The organism is Bradyrhizobium sp. RT6a (genome assembly GCF_040547675.1).
Lineage (GTDB): Bacteria > Pseudomonadota > Alphaproteobacteria > Rhizobiales > Xanthobacteraceae > Bradyrhizobium.
This window is the reverse complement of record NZ_JBEPQC010000002.1, coordinates 1539678-1555367: the sequence shown is the minus strand read 5'-3', so window position 1 is coordinate 1555367 and position 15690 is coordinate 1539678. Positions and strand designations below refer to the sequence as shown.

At 56.6% G+C, this 15690-nt stretch carries 18 protein-coding genes and 1 tRNA gene; 9 read left to right on the top strand and 10 right to left on the bottom strand.

Annotated elements, in window-relative coordinates:
- Nucleotides 1-15: 15 nt before the first annotated feature.
- From ABIC03_RS17470 to ABIC03_RS17460, 3 genes are all read right to left on the bottom strand, one after another.
- Nucleotides 16-1434: a DUF1254 domain-containing protein gene (locus ABIC03_RS17470; RefSeq protein ID WP_354059684.1), complete on the bottom strand. Its 1419-nt coding sequence runs from the start codon at nucleotides 1432-1434 to the stop codon at nucleotides 16-18.
- A gap of 282 nt (nucleotides 1435-1716) precedes the next feature.
- On the bottom strand, nucleotides 1717-3609 hold the full coding sequence (locus ABIC03_RS17465; RefSeq protein WP_354059464.1) for an NACHT domain-containing protein: 1893 nt from the start codon (nucleotides 3607-3609) through the stop codon (nucleotides 1717-1719).
- Between the two features lie 90 nt (nucleotides 3610-3699).
- Nucleotides 3700-5376 (bottom strand): NACHT domain-containing protein, encoded by a 1677-nt coding sequence (locus ABIC03_RS17460; protein WP_354059462.1) that lies wholly within the window; start codon nucleotides 5374-5376, stop codon nucleotides 3700-3702.
- Between the two features lie 136 nt (nucleotides 5377-5512).
- Between ABIC03_RS17460 and ABIC03_RS17455 the strand changes: the two genes are divergently transcribed.
- The 3 genes from ABIC03_RS17455 to ABIC03_RS17445 are packed head-to-tail and all read left to right on the top strand — an operon-like array spanning nucleotide 5513 to nucleotide 6890.
- Nucleotides 5513-5884 carry a hypothetical protein gene (locus ABIC03_RS17455; protein ID WP_354059460.1) on the top strand — a complete coding sequence of 124 codons (372 nt, stop codon included), beginning with the start codon at nucleotides 5513-5515 and terminating at the stop codon, nucleotides 5882-5884.
- Between the two features lie 13 nt (nucleotides 5885-5897).
- A complete protein-coding gene (locus tag ABIC03_RS17450) occupies nucleotides 5898-6230 on the top strand; it encodes a hypothetical protein (RefSeq protein WP_354059458.1) in 333 nt (110 codons plus the stop codon).
- A gap of 6 nt (nucleotides 6231-6236) precedes the next feature.
- Nucleotides 6237-6890 carry an SOS response-associated peptidase gene (locus ABIC03_RS17445; protein WP_354059456.1) on the top strand — a complete coding sequence of 218 codons (654 nt, stop codon included), beginning with the start codon at nucleotides 6237-6239 and terminating at the stop codon, nucleotides 6888-6890.
- 21 nt (nucleotides 6891-6911) lie between these two features.
- Here ABIC03_RS17445 and ABIC03_RS17440 read toward each other — a convergent pair whose 3' ends face one another.
- The gene (locus tag ABIC03_RS17440) at nucleotides 6912-7400 is read right to left on the bottom strand and encodes a hypothetical protein (protein ID WP_354059454.1); all 489 of its coding nucleotides are present in this window, start codon (nucleotides 7398-7400) and stop codon (nucleotides 6912-6914) included.
- A gap of 146 nt (nucleotides 7401-7546) precedes the next feature.
- Here ABIC03_RS17440 and ABIC03_RS17435 point away from each other — a divergent pair, with 146 nt between their 5' ends.
- The 6 genes from ABIC03_RS17435 (at nucleotide 7547) to ABIC03_RS17410 (ending at nucleotide 10780) form a co-directional block, all read left to right on the top strand.
- Entirely contained in the window at nucleotides 7547-8092 is a 546-nt protein-coding gene (locus ABIC03_RS17435) for a thermonuclease family protein (protein WP_354059452.1), read from the top strand.
- Nucleotides 8093-8120: 28 nt separating this feature from the next.
- Nucleotides 8121-8564 (top strand): DpnI domain-containing protein, encoded by a 444-nt coding sequence (locus ABIC03_RS17430; RefSeq protein ID WP_354059450.1) that lies wholly within the window; start codon nucleotides 8121-8123, stop codon nucleotides 8562-8564.
- Between the two features lie 90 nt (nucleotides 8565-8654).
- Entirely contained in the window at nucleotides 8655-9566 is a 912-nt protein-coding gene (gene ligD, locus ABIC03_RS17425) for a non-homologous end-joining DNA ligase (RefSeq protein WP_354059448.1), read from the top strand.
- A complete protein-coding gene (locus tag ABIC03_RS17420) occupies nucleotides 9563-9871 on the top strand; it encodes a hypothetical protein (protein WP_354059446.1) in 309 nt (102 codons plus the stop codon). The genes ligD and ABIC03_RS17420 overlap by 4 nt, the downstream gene beginning before the upstream one ends.
- Nucleotides 9872-9873: 2 nt before the next feature.
- Complete coding sequence (locus ABIC03_RS17415) at nucleotides 9874-10230, top strand: hypothetical protein (protein WP_354059444.1); 357 nt, start codon at nucleotides 9874-9876, stop codon at nucleotides 10228-10230.
- A 73-nt stretch (nucleotides 10231-10303) separates the two neighbouring features.
- Nucleotides 10304-10780 carry a DUF3833 family protein gene (locus ABIC03_RS17410; protein ID WP_354059442.1) on the top strand — a complete coding sequence of 159 codons (477 nt, stop codon included), beginning with the start codon at nucleotides 10304-10306 and terminating at the stop codon, nucleotides 10778-10780.
- Here the strand turns inward: ABIC03_RS17410 and ABIC03_RS17405 are convergent.
- From ABIC03_RS17405 to ilvD, 6 genes are all read right to left on the bottom strand, one after another.
- Nucleotides 10777-11061, bottom strand: coding sequence for a phasin family protein (locus tag ABIC03_RS17405; RefSeq protein WP_354059440.1), 285 nt, complete (start codon nucleotides 11059-11061; stop codon nucleotides 10777-10779). The genes ABIC03_RS17410 and ABIC03_RS17405 overlap by 4 nt on opposite strands.
- Entirely contained in the window at nucleotides 11033-11251 is a 219-nt protein-coding gene (locus ABIC03_RS17400; RefSeq protein ID WP_354059438.1) for a hypothetical protein, read from the bottom strand. Before ABIC03_RS17400 ends, ABIC03_RS17405 begins: the two co-directional genes overlap by 29 nt.
- A 42-nt stretch (nucleotides 11252-11293) precedes the next feature.
- On the bottom strand, nucleotides 11294-12532 hold the full coding sequence (locus tag ABIC03_RS17395) for a tyrosine-type recombinase/integrase (protein WP_354059436.1): 1239 nt from the start codon (nucleotides 12530-12532) through the stop codon (nucleotides 11294-11296).
- 153 nt (nucleotides 12533-12685) lie between these two features.
- Nucleotides 12686-12775 (bottom strand) — tRNA-Ser (locus ABIC03_RS17390).
- A 277-nt stretch (nucleotides 12776-13052) separates the two neighbouring features.
- Complete coding sequence (locus tag ABIC03_RS17385) at nucleotides 13053-13376, bottom strand: hypothetical protein (protein WP_354059682.1); 324 nt, start codon at nucleotides 13374-13376, stop codon at nucleotides 13053-13055.
- Nucleotides 13377-13607: 231 nt separating this feature from the next.
- The gene (gene ilvD, locus ABIC03_RS17380; protein WP_354059434.1) at nucleotides 13608-15458 is read right to left on the bottom strand and encodes a dihydroxy-acid dehydratase; all 1851 of its coding nucleotides are present in this window, start codon (nucleotides 15456-15458) and stop codon (nucleotides 13608-13610) included.
- Nucleotides 15459-15690 lie beyond the last annotated feature (232 nt).

The following is a 15690-nucleotide window of genomic DNA, read 5'->3' as shown; positions in this document are numbered from 1 at the left end:
CCGCCATTGTTTGTTTCAGTGAGCTGTCAGGCTCGACACACCTTGCGTTTTAACTATTGAAGGCGGGTTCCAACGGCCCGTGAGCGCCTCCGATTTCGGACTGTAAAGTCGCATAGTCAGATTGAAGGGCCCCTTGGGTGCAGGTAGCCAATTTGCTTCCCTGTCCTTTCCGGGAGTTTCGTTTTGGAAATAAAGGTCAAGTGAGCCATCAGTGTTGTATTTAAAAGGCATCCAACTGGATACCGTGAAGCGGTTCAGAACGTTTCCAACTTGAAAGCCCTCCCCGTCGTAAAGTGTGATCGACCAGAAGGCATTAACGGGTGGCGCTGCACCCTTCTCAAAAGTGACTGTGTATTTGTTCGCGCCATCGAGCGGCTTGCCGGTGTCGTCCCCGATGTTGAGAGGATAGATCGCGTCCTCCACAAGATTTGCGCCAAGCCCAAGCTGAGCGACAATAGCCCTCTTCAGATAGTAATTGCCATACACACCCATTGTGTCTGTGTTCATTGACCAGCCATTTGCAACCCGTGCCAAGGTCGGCACTTTCCAAGCCATCACCTTCTGCGCGTCCGCCGGCGAGGTCTCAAGCCCCCTCTGCACGACCGGATCGAGCTTGCCGATGTCGAAACTCTTCCCTACCTCGATTCCAATCCTCTTCATCTGCGCGATAATCGGTTCATCGGTCACATGCGGAGGAATAAGCTTAAGCAACTCGGCGGCATAAGCGAAATAGACCCCTGCTGTCATCGTATCTACCTGGGTTTTCGGCGGCGTCTTCATATCGATGCTGGAGTCAATTTTGACTTCAGGCGGCTTAGGCGTTTTGCCAAATTCGGAAAGCAACGCGACCTTGTAACCCGCCTGGATTTTGTGGACCGCATCGTAATCGGACGGACCGTCGGTTTTTGTACGACCAATGATCCAGACGTACGGCGTCGGTGCCTCAATGCGCTGGGTGTCCTTCGGCAGCTTGAACTCGTCGGTGAGGCGGTCACGAAGATCGGGCCGCCAACCGGGAGGCGTTACCAAATAGGTTCCGGCTTGAGTGCCAGTCGTTCGCAAGCCCGGAGAGGCGAAAACGTCGCTCCACAAATCGAGCATCGGCAAAAGGTAGTAGCGGCCGCCCGTGTCCGGTACGCTGACCACGACGGGCTCCTTGGTCACGTCGAGCCATGCGATGGAATACAAAGTATCGAAGTTGGGTCTCACGACCCCTTTGTAGTCTGCAGGTGGGTACTCCGGTATGTTGACGAACATATTCATCGGGCCTTTGCCAAATTCCTTGCCCGGTTCAATGTTGGTTGACTGCTTCCGGGTAATGTCCATCGACAAAAGCGAATAAAAATAAAGATAGGCATTGACGCCGATATCGTGAGCCTCTTGTTCTGTTATGGCGCTCTGAGCCTTCGCATTCAGTGCCAAGGCTGTCGGCATGAGCAGACTCAAAGCCAAGGTAATCGCGATCTTTTTCAAATTAGCCTCCACCAGCCCGCATGATCCTGACGCGGTTTCGTAAGATCATGATCACAGTCGGTGCTCTTGGCTATGCAAAAACGGCTAAGAATGTCCGCTGTGGGTCCGAACTCGCACAACCGGGGCTAACACCTTTTACTGGGCCTGCACCCCACCAGGGGGGAGCCTCATCTTCAGGGAAAAAGGGGCTTCCACCGGTCCATAGGAAAATTCGCGTGTCCGCAAAATGGATGATCCAAGTATCTAGCTGAACCACCTGTCGGCTTTGGCCACGCCTCCGACCGGCTTGACCGCCTTACGTGAAGAAATTGTAGCAACGCGCTCGGCAGATTCCCAAAGCGCGTGCGGATATCGGAGAGGAGTACTTAGTATTTCGTTGGCAATATTGCCGGGCACATTTACATAGTGGCCGAATCGGTAAAGCGCGTATGTTTCGGCCCAGACGCCGCGTGCATAAGTTTCTTCGATAACCGACAGGCCCTTCTTCCAATCCAGAGTATTCGCCTGAAGTGCCTGAACCGTCCAAAGTTGCCTCAAGCGATCACCGCAGACGGCACCGCTATCAAGGCAGAAGTGGGCATAGTACCAAGACGCAAAGTGGGGATTGCGTATGGCGACCAGGCACAATGCTCGCTGCGATTGGAAGATCGCTTTAAGTTTATCAGCATCGAGCCTGTCATTGAATGAACGCTGATCGCAAACTGAGTCAAAGAGCGCCCGGAACTCCAACCATTCAGTCTCGGTCAGTTCGTCCAAAAGGTCAGCGGATTTCTTGGCGCAATGCTGTATGGAATCGTAAGTTGCGTCTCGAAAGTGAGAAAGGAGCAGCAATTTCCTCGACTGTGCAGATGTGGTCTCAAATTGGGCGGCCCACCAGGAACTTCTGGACCGCCTCGCTTTGCCCGCGCGCAGGCATTTTACTGCCGAAACTTCCTTATTGAAGTCGAACTCGGCATCGCTTGCGGTAACTTTGCGGCTGCTCACATGTAACCATATCGCCCTGACGACGGCGGGTTTGCTGCCCCAAAGTGAATACATATGATCAAAAAGTTCGTCATAAAGCCGACGCATCCGCTGTGGCGAGGGTTCGTCTGCTAGCGCCCCTAACCGCATCGACAATCCATAGCATTGCTGGACAAACGTCGGTTGCCCTGCGACGCTTTCTTCGAAGCTCTTGAGATTGGAAGTGATCTTTGAGAGTCCCACTCTATTCAGAGGCAAGTCGAAGCTTGGCTGAGTTTCAAGCAGAAGCGGTACAGAATAAAGTGGCCATTGGCCTAGCCTGGGTGAATGGAGGTCAGGTTCGCTAAGATATACTTCCTTTAGCAGTTCACTGTGCTGTTCACTCTGCACGATGCAGTCGAATCGATCCGCTTGAACAAGGAGCGCTACGATACGCTTCGAGTAAGCGCCGCCCATACGTTCGAGAATACTGCGTTTGTCGGCATTGCGTAGGGCATCCGTGTGCACACCTATGGAAAGCCATTTGCTGAGCTTGTCCTGTTGCAGCGGGCTCGCGAGCCATCTGGCGACGACCTTTTCCGAAGGGGCCTGATCGGCGACAACCCTTGCGATGGAAGACAGTTGATCCCCCTGCATTTCAACTTGCTCCAGAATTTCGAAGCCCTTGGTAAAAAGCAGGGAGCCGCCCGAACGTTCAGGAAGCGTTACGGTTTCCCCGGATGCATATTGCAGCCGAGGGGAAAGCCTGCGTAAGGCGTCAAGCGAGCAGAGCGGGTCAGCAAGTTGATTGACGGCTTTGGGAGATTGAGCAAATACCCAGTCGGACAGCAGCATCGCAGCGAGATTTACGGGATGCCGCGTCTTGCCGAGCAGCGCGTCGCTCATTAGCTCTTTCACGCGGTCGGCAAGGTCGAGCAATTCACCTTTGCTAAAGCAGCCACAAAAAAAACGAACGACGTTGAGCCAATAAAAGTTCCTTGCAATTGCATCGAACCGGTCAGGCTTTGTGCCTTTCCTTTCCCGGCCGGGCGGGGAATAAGACGCCGTGTTGTACAGGTACCGCGCCGCGAAGTATTCCCGGAGGGGCTGTACTTCAAACTCATAGGTGCCCTGTATTCGTGATACGATCATAACAACACGCTCAACCATCGCGTTGAATACTTCGTTGATCACCTCTAGGCCGTGATCTTCTTCTGCTAGATAAAATGAAAGTAGTGATCGTAGGTCTTCATCGGAGACTCGGCCGGTGGATGCCCGCCTATCTTACTCTGTGCGCGAGTGGATCGCCCAGCCTAGAAAGCCATGCAATTCCTTCAGCAAATCAATATGTCGGCGGACGGCTGCGCTTTTCGAAGCTTCACGACTAAAGAAGAGGTCCACATAAGCATCATACAGACTTGTGCGCTTATCAGGCAAAGCTGACCCTTGAGTGAGAATCAAACTAAGCAAGATCGCAAGCTGCATGGGGTTTCTTGCGAGGTCGCGAAGATGAGGAGCCTCCATCTTCTCAGAAAGGATCGTGGTGAACTCTATCCTCTCCTTGGCCGACAGCTTTCGAGCGTCCATCCAGCGCTCTGAATAGGTAGAAATTTGCTTGCGACTTACTGATCGCAATTGAAGGTGGGGAAATGCTTGGGAGTCGAAACCCGGTGAATTCGCGAAGGCGGCCGGTCTCGATGTAATAACCAATGTGAGTCCTGAACAAACTTCGCGTATCCGAGCAGCGGATTTACTGACGGCTGTCACAACGTCCGACCGCTGTTTGATGTCAACAACCTCGTCCAGACCATCCAAGACTATTAGAAGAGGGGTGATTTTTGAGGACTCAAAAAGATCATGGACGGTAAAATCAACTCCTCCCGAGTGATGACTTACCAACTTCGCCAAAAACGCTTCCAATGTCCTTGAATGATCACTTGCCGTTTCAGATACAGACGCCGAGAACGGATTTAACCCCATCAGCCAAGCACCGAAATCGCGCAGGTCAACTTTGACGGGCAGCTTGAGTGGCGACACACGATGCGTAGGAGGCAACCTTTCAAGGTCATCCGCTTTTTGTAGAAGCCGAATTCGGTGTACTTGGCAAAGGTATTGAGCAAGCGTCGATTTTCCTTGTCCAGGCGCGCCTTCGACAATAATTTGCTTGCTCATTTCAGAGTCGTCATTGAGCAAAAACGCTGCGGTGCCCTCGCCGTCCGCAGCATTTTCCTCACTTTCAATTACGTAATTGCCTCTGTTGATAACGCGAATTGTTGCCGAAATATTCAGTGGTTTCTGAGGGAGAGCGTTGACCCGAATTCGAAATGGTAGGTCGATAAACAGATCAAGCAACTTGTTGTGCAACTCGATTTGTTTGAACTTTACATCAACGTCTTCCTCATATTGATCAGCCAAGAAGGATTTAAGGGCATTCGTTCGCCTCGTATGATCTTGGCCTTTCGTGCTTTCGACTAAGATGCGGAAGAAGTCGTGCCCGGACAAAACCTCTGGGAAACGTAGCTTTATGTCCCATTCGCCGTCCAAGCGGCGATTAAGATCGTCTCGCCACCAACATTGAATGGGAATAGAAAAGCGCTGGCGAAGCGCGTCGAGTACTTTGTCGATTGAGCCCGAGTCTAGGTGTGCAGAGCCTTGCACATTTGTGACCAGAATATATTCGCTCGCGCCTCGGCCCGTAAGCTCAACGATTTTGGCTTCTTCGCCATCGATCTTGTCTAGAAGCCAATCGACAACATCTTCAATCTCCCTAGGAGACTTGCTGTATTTCACCTGGTAGACGATGAAACCTTCATCATCCGCCGCTCCGCCGTCTACTGCGTCTCGCCCGCCGTCGGGCTGGGCAATGGGGTAGCAGATAGTTTTTGGAAACGCGGATTTTAGAACGGATTGGACGAGCTGCTGAAATCGCTCTGGCCCGAGATTTTCTAATTGATGATCCAATGTTTTGCCCCTGAGTCGCCGACGCATATGTAACCTAGGCGTGGTTGGTTGCGAAAGGGCAACTATCGGTGTAAAGACCGGGCGAATGCCTCCACATTAACGTTGCGCCGCACAATTAGGGAATCGTCGGCCGGACATGATGTCAGCCGAGCGCGCCAAAGAGGCGCGCAAAGCCGCTGACAAGCTTGCCTGCGAGGCTTGGAATTACCGCATGCTCGGGTACAAAGGACCCGCTCAGCCCTCCCCCACAATCGGCGATGCCATCAACGGTGGCTATCCGTACTTGGAAGTGCGGTGCATGGGCTGCAATACCAACCAGACCGTGGCGCTCGATATCATCCGGCGCGTAAAGACAACGCCCGTCCATGAGCTGGAGCGCTATCTGCGTTGCAGGGACTGTTCGGCGGTGCGACGATATCGGTATAAGCGCAGCGCGCTGGTGGCGTTGCGACCGAACAAGATTAGTGCTGCCAACCCGGCTTCGGTGTGGTGGCCGGGGGAACGATAAGGAGAAACGTTTGATGACCTTGACGTTGAATTTTCAATGGGAGGAGGCGCCGGGGGCAAAGACCCTAAGTAATCCCACCAAACCTCGGCCAGCGAGCGAATATGGCGATGCACCAGCCGGACAAACTGCGCGCCAGTCGGCTTTCTATAGGAATTTAGTTCGGCTTGCCGAACAGACGCAATCGAAGACGCTTCCAATCGCATTCGTGACCACGGATGGCCTGGCAAAAAGAATGGACCACGGGTGCATTAAGATCGCCGAACATGCGCGTTTCATAGAGCCGCTTCAAAATGCGGCCAGCGGTGGAGTCGAGACTGTTACCTTGAAGTGGAATCCATCAATCTGACGACGCATGTGCAATCTCTACAGCATCACCACAAATCAGGCCGCCATTGCTGCGCTCTTCCGTGTCGTCAATCGATACGTTGGCAATCTCGCGCCAATGCCAGGCGTCTTTCCCGACTATTCCGCGCCTGTAGTTCGCAACACCGAGGCGGGCACAGAGCTTACACTAATGCGTTGGGGCATGCCGCCGCCGCTTCGCACAGGTGGCCCACCGGTCACAAACATTCGCAACACGTCATCGCCGCATTGGCGAGGATGGTTAAAGCCAGAGAACCGCTGTCTTGTCCCATTCAACAGCTTCGCCGAATACGCGCCCGAAGCAAACCCTGAGACCAAGAAAAAAGACGTAGTATGGTTCGCCTTGAACGAAAACAGGCCGCTTACCGCATTCGCTGGCATCTGGACCGTCTACAAGGGTGACCGTGGCACGAAGTCGAAGCCGGTACCTGGCCCGCACAATGTTTATGGGTTTCTAACCACCACGCCCAACGCCATTGTGGAGCCGATTCACCCCAAGGCAATGCCGGTGATCCTCACGACGGATGAGGAACGGGACGTGTGGATGCGGGCGCCTTGGGACGAAGCTAAGGCGTTTCAGCGGCCGTTAGCGGATGGTCAATTGATGATCGTGCGGCGGGGAGCGGACAAGGAAGATATCTAGTGACTTCGCCTAGACAGCGGTTCACTTAGCATCGATTGGCTTCACACCTAATCGAGTCGCTAATGACTGCACTAGCGCAGTGCCCTCGGAGATAAGGCGCTTAATCTCTTGGCTTTTAGCAGTCGTAGCACCGTCTTGAGCGCACTTGCTAGTCTGCATGGTGGCGTTGATCATTTGCTGCGACGTCTTCGACTGCGCAAGGAAGCCAGAGATATCATTCATGGTTACAGCCACGGCAAGGACACGATCTTCATGTGATACCATGTTGGCGGTTAACCCGACTAGCGTAGCCAAATGGCTCAATCCATCCTGAAAAGACGCGAATGTGCCTCCCAATCTAATCATGCACTCTTGGGTGTTGACCGCAGCAGCTAATCCATTTCCCATCGGCGGGCGCGTCATGAAACTAGCTAGCTCGAAACCCACAGGACGAAATTTCACGCCCATTCTGTAAAGATCGTTGTATTCATCCAGTGTAACAAGGTTTGCGGCACCGATTGCTTGGTCCATCAAAGCGGCCTTCCGACTCGCGCTCGGCTGATCATGCTGAAGAGTGGTTTGGCTTAAGGCTGGGCAAATTACATCTGTGGAAAGCAATGTCGATGTTGAAACAAGGATGCAAAGTTTGCGATGCCACCCGTTCATAGTAGATTCCCATGTGTGGTGCGGTGAGTGTCAGGCTGTTCAAATTCTACCCGAGTTTGGTGTTCTGCGTCGTTTTTTCTGCCGGTCTGGCCTCAGCGGCTGACTTGGCCGGCCGCGCCAGCATAATCGACGGCGACACCCTCGAAATTCACGGCCAGCGGATACGCCTTTGGGGCATCGACGCTCCCGAGCGCGACCAACTCTGCCCTGGTTATGATAGCTTGCAGTATCGATGCGGCTCGATAGCCGCGAATGAGCTAGATCGGTTCATCAATTCGCGTCCGGTGGCCTGCACTCCAATCGAAGCAGATAGGTATGGTCGCACTGTTGCCTCATGCTCAGTTGGAGGCGTCGATGTAGCAGAGTGGCTTGTCTCGAACGGTCACGCCTTGGACTGGCCGCGTTATTCCAAAGGGAAGTACAGCCAGGCAGAGAAAGAAGCTGAAAAATGGTTGCGCGGCATTTGGGCTGGTAGCTTTGCTGCGCCATGGAAGTATCGGCTGTGCGTCAAGGCAGGCGGACTCGTCGGTAGTTGTGCGGATCGAGCCGTCAAATGACAATCGGTGCAAAAAGGACAAGCAACCTATGGCGACCGCAAGACAAGTGCTTGGAGAAATGGGCGAGACAATCGTTGCGAAGTCTTGTAGTTGCCCAAAATGTAAACGACAACGAACACTGAAACGGTTGCCAAACAATTTTAAATGCGCGGATCTGATTTGTGATTTCTGCGGATACCTGGCTCAAGTGAAAGCCGTCACAGTTCCGAACCCCGATGTTCTTCCACCTGCCGTGTTGGGAGCAGCTTGGGGACCACAGGCGGAACGAATGGAATCGGCGATCTACTTTCCTCTATTCCTTGTTCTAGTAGCGGACAAGAAGCATTCAATCTTCTATTTGTCGGCCGACTTGCAGAAGCCCGACATGTTCAAGCCGAGAAAGCCGCTTTCGAAGAAAGCTCAGCGCGCAGGTTGGCAGGGATTCATCTATGACTTAGCGCCGGTCCGGGAAAGCTTCGTTCGAATTGAGTGACGGATCACAGAGTACCCGAGACCGTTTTGGCCGGAATGGCGCCAACTCCCCTATGGAACGAATCCCGTCCCTTAGGCTTGAATCGGCCGTATGCGTAAGAGCCCACCAGTAGGGGTAAAAGCCCATTTTCCGGGCTATATCGAACCCGCCTTGGCTACCCTTATGGGCCGGGTACCGCGCGGGGATAGGTGGATTCACGAAATCAAGTTCGACGGCTACCGAGTTCAACTGCACATCGCGAACTCAGACGCGAAGGTCTTCACGCGCCGTGGTCACGAATGGACGCACCGTTTCCGCAAGATTGCGCATGACGCTTTCCAGGTCAAAGCTGAAACTGCGATCATCGACGGCGAAGTGGTTGTCCCTGCCGACGACGGCACGACAGACTTCTCTGTACTTCAGAACGAGCTAAAGGGCCGGTCCACCAAGATCGTGATGGTGGCTTTCGATCTTCTGTACCTGAACGGCCGCGATCTGCGGGCCGTGCCGCTCTTCCAGCGCAAAGCGTTGCTTCGTCCGATCATCAGCGGCACGGCGATCCAGTTCAGCGACAGCTTCGAAATCGACGGCCAAGAAATGTTCAAGCACGCGTGCAAGACCGGCTTGGAAGGTGTCGTCTCCAAGGTGCGCGATGGTCGATACGAAAGCGGCCGTAGTGATGGATGGGTGAAGGTTACGTGCGCCCAACGCGAAACGTTGGCCATTGCTGGCTATGCGTTAGACGGCACCAAATGGGATGGCATGTACATCGGTCGGCGCAAGGGCGATGACTTCCTATACGCCGGGAAAGTCGATCACGGATTCTCACCTGAGGACGCCAAGGAACTACAGCGAAGACTCAAGCCTCTGGTACGAAGAACACAGCCCTACACCAAGCGCATTGCACATCGCGGCATTTGGGTTGAACCAGAGCTACTTGCCGAAATCGAATACCGTGCAAAGAGCGCCGAAGGCAAGTTACGGCATCCGTACTTCAAGGGATTGAGGGAGGATTTCGGATGACCGATGCCTTCGACCAATGGATACAGTGGGCGGAAAAGCCTTGGGGTGACCGGCGCACGATCCCGGCTGATCTTTACCACTCGGTGGTGAGACTTCCACCTGAGGATCAGTTCGACCGTGAGAAGGTCAACGCTGCGGCCGAACAACGACAGGAGTTGGTGTGGATTTACGAGGATGGTCACAAGCATATCGGTGATGTGGATTGGATAAAGGTATTTGCCACCGAAGAGGCCGCAAGCGCATGGCTTGCTAAAAACGATCCTGAAGGCATCGCTTGGGCTTACCCGATTGAAGCGGAGACTTAGCCATGACGAGTGTTTGGCTATATGTCAGCGTCGCGGACGATTGCGTGAAGGTGTTCGCTTCCTGCGATTCCGCTGTCGAATGGCTTCGCGACAACGATCCCGAAGGCGCGGCGGTCGAATACCCGATTGAGGAAGAGCAAGCGCCGCCAATCGTACCGAAGCGGTCAGATATTCAGATTTTGATATCTGCGTTCTTGGAGGCGCGTTCGGTCTTGAGTGATTACTTAGAACCGAACATGCCGCGTAGCGCCGGCATCACGGTTGATAAACTGATGGATGCTTTGACCAACGACGACGTTTTGGCGGCGCTTTCGAGAATCGAAGGACGGCAGCGCTTTGGATTGGTCCAGGTCGAGTAACCGGCTGAACAGGACTTTAGGAACTTAGCCGGGACGGGATTAGTTCTCGGGTGTAAGCACGTTGGAGCCACCCATGCCGATAGAACAATTTAAAGGGACAAATCCGCTCCTTCTTCCTGAATTGTTTTTCGTTGGCCGACTAGAAGGCTGGGCCGTGCTTGAAAGTGTGGTAGGTGGGTTGCTGAAGCGTGCGACGATTTCTGGCCATGGGGAATTCGATTCAGACACGCAAACTGTCCTGTTCACGGAGGTTTACACGTTCGATGACGGGCACTCGGACACGCTGCATTGGACGATCCGAAAGGGAGACGGAGGCAGGTACACCGGATTGGAGAACCGGCTCGAAGGCGAAGCGATAGGCGAGCAAGCCGGTTGCGCGTTCCATTGGAGGTATACGCGCGACACACCGCAGGCTGGCGGTAAATCCTTCAAATTGAACTTCGACGATTGGTTCTACGCAATCGACGAGCGCGCGTGCATCGTTAGGGGTAGCGCGGGGCGTGCGGGTATCCCATTCGCGACCGCGCACGTCACGTATCGGAAGCTTTAGGACTTCGGCGTGAACTCGCGCATGAAGGCGCTGGCGTTCTCAATCTGCGTTCGGAGATATTCCGATTGAAGCGCGACGACCTCTTGCACGTTCTGCGCCGCCGCAAGCTTGCGCGCATACTCCAACGCAGTCGCTACGTTCTGTTGGGCGAAGTTCAGCGCAAGATCACCGGGCAACTTGGCTTGTTGGAAGAAAAACGAGAATGCCTTCTCGGTTTGATCTATCGTCCTTTCGACCAACTCTCGCACGTCGCTAGGCACGTCCACAATTTGGTTCTTCATCGCCTACTGCCACCGGATTGGGGGTGTACCGGAGCTTGCGCTCTGCAAGCTCCGTTTGAAGCTGTTCCGCATAGGCGCGCACGTTTGGGCCGACGAACCGGTACCGGCCGCCAGTCGCATCGTCCGCCGCGACTTGCCGTTGGATGCTTTGCCACATCGCAGCAAGCTTTGATCTGTTGAGCGTTTTCATGATCACTCCCCAACGCTACATCACCGAACAATCCGTTTTACGCTATCGGCGCGGCCCATGCAAAAGCGATCCAGCAGGCACGGCATCCGCCAGGATCAGATCGGCCCAAATCTGAAGAAGCTCGCGCCGCCGCTGTAGATGCTTTGCACGATTGTACGCTGCGGCGACCTCATTTGCCGGCTTGTGAGCAAGGACCAGTTCGATGACGGCGTGATCGCCGGGATATGCCTCGTTCATGATAGTTGAAAAGCTCGAACGCCATCCATGAGGAACGTGTTTATCCCGGTACCCCACACGGTTCAGATGATAGCCTATCGCGTTCTCACTGAGCGGCTGATGAATGTGCCGGGTGTTAGGAAATGCATACCGCCCTCCTCCCGTTATCGTCCGCAACAGATCGATCACCTCCCGCGCTTGGCGCGATAGAGGCACAAGATGGTCGTAATCATCATCTTGCTTGCGCTTCCTGATTAGCTTCATGCGGGCGGCCGGGATTGTCCACACACCGCTATCAAGCCCGTCAAATTCCGTCCAAGGCGTCGTTATCAACGTGCCCGGCCGCACTGCGGTAAGAGCGAGCAAGCGATGGGCAAGCTTGGTCACGGCGTGCGCTGGTTCTGATTCAAACTTCATCAGCACCGCGCGCACACCGCCTAGATCAGTCACCGCAGCCCGCTGGCCCTTGATCAGCGGTGCGAGGGCGCTTTGGACCATCGAGGCTGGGTCTGTATCCGCTCTTCCGCTTGCAATGGCATACACGAAGACCTCGGACATGCGCTGCCGCACGCGCCTCGCCGTTTCGATTGCGGGCCGAGACTCGATCTTTCGAAGGGTGTTCAAAATCGCTGGAGCTTGGATTTCCCTTATTGGCAACGCTCCCAAATCAGGAAACACGTCCCTTTCAAGGCTCCTTAAAACGTCACCTGCATGTACCGGAGTCCAGCGCATCTTGTTTAGGGTATGCCATTCGCGAGCGATTGACTCGAAGGTCGCTTGATCGCTGAAAGCGAGATTGGCCTTTTCTAGCTTCCTGACGACGCTGGGGTCGCGCCCTGTCCGCAACGTCGCCTTCGCGCTGTCCCGCTTGGCCCGCGCATCAGTGAGGCTGATAGCAGGATACGGCCCAAACGTGAGAACCTTTTCCTTGCCCGCAAATTCGTACCGGCACCGCCAATGCTTCCCGCCCGCCGGAGTGACATGGAGATACAAGCCACCTCCATCCGTCAGCTTAAAGGGCTTCTCGGCTGGCTTAGCCTTCCGGCACTGAGTGTCCGTTATCATACCCGGTTATCCGTCCTGCCGTACCCGACATTCTACCCGGCGAAGCCTGGGATTTGGCGACAGGGGGTGGGAACGGCTGACAGGAAGATCGCTGAAAACAATAGTAAAAACAAGTATCAGTGAGGTTGTGTGGGAGCCCATGGGAAAGCCCGCTGGCGGAAGGGGTGGGATTCGAACCCACGGTACCCTTGCGGGCACGCCGGTTTTCAAGACCGGTGCCTTAAACCACTCGGCCACCCTTCCAAACCCGGAATGGCTGTCGCTTAACGTAGTCGACGGCGCATGGCAACGCGAAGTTGGCCTGCCCCTTCCCCGGCATCCGACCTGTCAGGCGAGCGTCAGCCTGTTCCCTTACCCTGTGCCCTCTCGGCAATCCCGGACACTGGCGACATCTCCCAGGGCGTCGCCGGTTGCGAGGCCCGGTTTGGAGTCGCCTCCGTTTCCGGGCCTCGTTTGCTGGCTGCAAAGAAACGGCGCCCCGCAAGGAGCGCCGCATGGAGTTCGTCCTAACTGCGTTGGCTCAGTACCCGCAGGAAGCGCAGCCCATCTGCACCGGGGCGTAATAGGAATACCCCGGCTGGACCATCTCGACGCGCTGGCGCGTGGCGTATTGCGGCGGGATGCGCTCGTACTGGACGCTCGGGGGCGCCACCATCACGGTCTGCGGCACCATCACGGTGCGGTACTGCGCCGGCGCGCGGTGCGCCACGACGGAGCCCGGCGAAACCATCACGGTCTCGTCGACGGTGCGGTATTGCGGCTGCACGTATTGCTGCTGATAGCAGGTCGTGCACGGCGGCGGCGTGTAGCAATTGTAGCAGCCGGCGGAAGCCGCGCCGGTCATTGAAATCGCAGCGACGACGGTCGAGAAAACGACAGCGAGAGTGCGAGACATTATTGTGGTGCCCCAATTGCCCGAAATGGATTTGCGAAGGTCGCCTGCAGTATACGCCGCAAAACCTTGCTTTGCCGAAGTTCGTCGGGGCATCCTTAATGCAAACGGCCGGCTTGTGCCGGCCGTTCAGAACTTGTTGACCATGCGTGATGCTTGCGATCACGCCCGCACGAGACGCTCCTACTTCGGACGCCGCTTCACTTCGCGCACCGCGCCGCGCGCGGCGCTGGTGGTGAGCGCAGCGTAGGCCTGAAGCGCGGTGGAGACGTTGCGCTTGCGGCCGATCGCCTGCCAGGCGGCATCGCCCTTCGCCTCTTCCGCGGCGCGGCGCTTGGCCAGCTCCTCGTCGGAGACCTCGAGGGTGATGCTGCGGTTCGGGATGTCGATGGCGATGCGATCGCCGGTCCGCACCAGACCGATGTTGCCGCCCTCCGCCGCTTCCGGCGAGAGATGGCCGATCGACAGTCCCGACGAGCCGCCCGAGAAGCGTCCGTCGGTGACGAGCGCGCAGGCTTTGCCGAGGCCCATCGATTTCAGATAGCTGGTCGGATACAGCATCTCCTGCATGCCGGGGCCGCCGCGCGGTCCTTCGTAGATGATGACCACGACCTCGCCGGCAACGACCTTGCCGCCCAGAATGCCTTCGACCGCCGCGTCCTGGCTCTCGAACACGCGGGCGGGGCCGGAGAATTTCAGGATCGAGGCGTCGACGCCGGCGGTCTTCACGATGCAGCCGTCCTGCGCGAGATTGCCGTAGAGCACGGCGAGACCGCCGTCCTTGCTGAAGGCGTGTTCGAGGTTGCGGACCACGCCCTTCTCGCGGTCGGCATCGAGCTCGTCGTAGCGGCGCTCCTGGCTGAAGGCGACCTGGGTCGGGATGCCGCCGGGCGAGGCACGGAAGAAGGTGCGGACGGACTCGCTCCTGGAGCGCTTGATGTCCCAGCGTTCCAGCGCGTCGCTCATGGTCGGCGCATGCACGGTCGAGACCGAGGTGTCGATCAGGCCGGCGCGGTCGAGCTCGCCCAGAATGCCCATGATGCCGCCAGCGCGATGCACGTCCTCGACATGCACGTCGGCCACCGACGGCGCGACCTTGCAAAGCACGGGCACGCGGCGCGACAGGCGGTCGATGTCCTGCATGGTGAACTCGACCTGCCCTTCATGGGCGGCGGCGAGCAGATGCAGCACGGTGTTGGTCGAGCCGCCCATCGCGATGTCCAGCGTCATCGCGTTCTCGAACGCCTTGAAGTTCGCGACATTGCGCGGCAGCACCGAGGCATCGTCCTGCTCGTAGTGGCGACGCACGATATCGACGATGGTGTGGCCGGCCTCGACGAACAGGCGTTTGCGATCGGCGTGGGTTGCGACCACCGTGCCGTTGCCGGGGAGCGCAAGGCCAAGCGCTTCCGTGAGGCAGTTCATCGAATTGGCCGTGAACATGCCCGAGCACGAGCCGCAGGTCGGGCACGCCGAGCGCTCGATCACCTTGACGTCCTCGTCGCTGACCTTGGAGTCGGCGGCTGCGACCATGGCATCGATCAGGTCGACCGCCTTGGTCTTGCCCTGCAGGGTGACCTTGCCGGCTTCCATCGGTCCGCCCGAGACGAACACGGCGGGGATGTTGAGCCGCAGCGCGGCCATCAGCATGCCGGGGGTGATCTTGTCGCAATTCGAAATGCAGACCATGCCGTCGGCACAATGGGCATTGACCATGTACTCGACGCTGTCGGCGATCAGCTCGCGCGACGGCAGGCTGTAGAGCATGCCGTCATGGCCCATGGCGATGCCGTCGTCGACCGCGATGGTGTTGAACTCTTTCGCCACGCCGCCGGCCTGCTCGATTTCGCGGGCGACGAGCTGGCCGAGGTCCTTCAGATGGACGTGGCCGGGCACGAATTGGGTGAAGGAATTGACCACCGCGATGATCGGCTTGCCGAAATCACCGTCCTTCATGCCGGTCGCGCGCCAAAGGCCGCGGGCGCCCGCCATGTTGCGGCCGTGGGTGGTGGTGCGGGAGCGATAGGCTGGCATGGCGGTTTCCGTCCTCGGGTTTGGCTGGCCGGGCGGGGCAATTTTTCGAAGCCGCCTCAGGCCTTTCCGGCCGGATAGCGCACGGGGGGAACGCGCGCAACGGGAACTTGAGCCGGACAGGGCTTGATCGGCGTTGCGCAGGCCTCCCCTGCTCCCGGCGCGGGAGCACCGGCGGTCTCAGCCGTCATGCCCGGGCTTGTCCCGGGCATCCACGTTCTTGATGTCGCGGAAA

Excerpts from the sequence above, each read along its gene's own strand:
- ABIC03_RS17470 (WP_354059684.1), bottom strand. The coding sequence starts at position 1,434 with ATGCCGACAGCCTTGGCACTGAATGCGAAGGCTCAGAGCGCCATAACA.
- ABIC03_RS17455 (WP_354059460.1), top strand. The coding sequence starts at position 5,513 with ATGATGTCAGCCGAGCGCGCCAAAGAGGCGCGCAAAGCCGCTGACAAG.
- ABIC03_RS17450 (WP_354059458.1), top strand. The coding sequence starts at position 5,898 with ATGACCTTGACGTTGAATTTTCAATGGGAGGAGGCGCCGGGGGCAAAG.
- ABIC03_RS17445 (WP_354059456.1), top strand. The coding sequence starts at position 6,237 with ATGTGCAATCTCTACAGCATCACCACAAATCAGGCCGCCATTGCTGCG.
- ABIC03_RS17440 (WP_354059454.1), bottom strand. The coding sequence starts at position 7,400 with ATGGACCAAGCAATCGGTGCCGCAAACCTTGTTACACTGGATGAATAC.
- ABIC03_RS17435 (WP_354059452.1), top strand. The coding sequence starts at position 7,547 with ATGTGTGGTGCGGTGAGTGTCAGGCTGTTCAAATTCTACCCGAGTTTG.
- ABIC03_RS17430 (WP_354059450.1), top strand. The coding sequence starts at position 8,121 with ATGGCGACCGCAAGACAAGTGCTTGGAGAAATGGGCGAGACAATCGTT.
- ligD (WP_354059448.1), top strand. The coding sequence starts at position 8,655 with ATGCGTAAGAGCCCACCAGTAGGGGTAAAAGCCCATTTTCCGGGCTAT.
- ABIC03_RS17420 (WP_354059446.1), top strand. The coding sequence starts at position 9,563 with ATGACCGATGCCTTCGACCAATGGATACAGTGGGCGGAAAAGCCTTGG.
- ABIC03_RS17415 (WP_354059444.1), top strand. The coding sequence starts at position 9,874 with ATGACGAGTGTTTGGCTATATGTCAGCGTCGCGGACGATTGCGTGAAG.
- ABIC03_RS17410 (WP_354059442.1), top strand. The coding sequence starts at position 10,304 with ATGCCGATAGAACAATTTAAAGGGACAAATCCGCTCCTTCTTCCTGAA.
- ABIC03_RS17405 (WP_354059440.1), bottom strand. The coding sequence starts at position 11,061 with ATGAAGAACCAAATTGTGGACGTGCCTAGCGACGTGCGAGAGTTGGTC.
- ABIC03_RS17400 (WP_354059438.1), bottom strand. The coding sequence starts at position 11,251 with ATGAAAACGCTCAACAGATCAAAGCTTGCTGCGATGTGGCAAAGCATC.
- ABIC03_RS17395 (WP_354059436.1), bottom strand. The coding sequence starts at position 12,532 with ATGATAACGGACACTCAGTGCCGGAAGGCTAAGCCAGCCGAGAAGCCC.
- ABIC03_RS17385 (WP_354059682.1), bottom strand. The coding sequence starts at position 13,376 with ATGACCGGCGCGGCTTCCGCCGGCTGCTACAATTGCTACACGCCGCCG.
- ilvD (WP_354059434.1), bottom strand. The coding sequence starts at position 15,458 with ATGCCAGCCTATCGCTCCCGCACCACCACCCACGGCCGCAACATGGCG.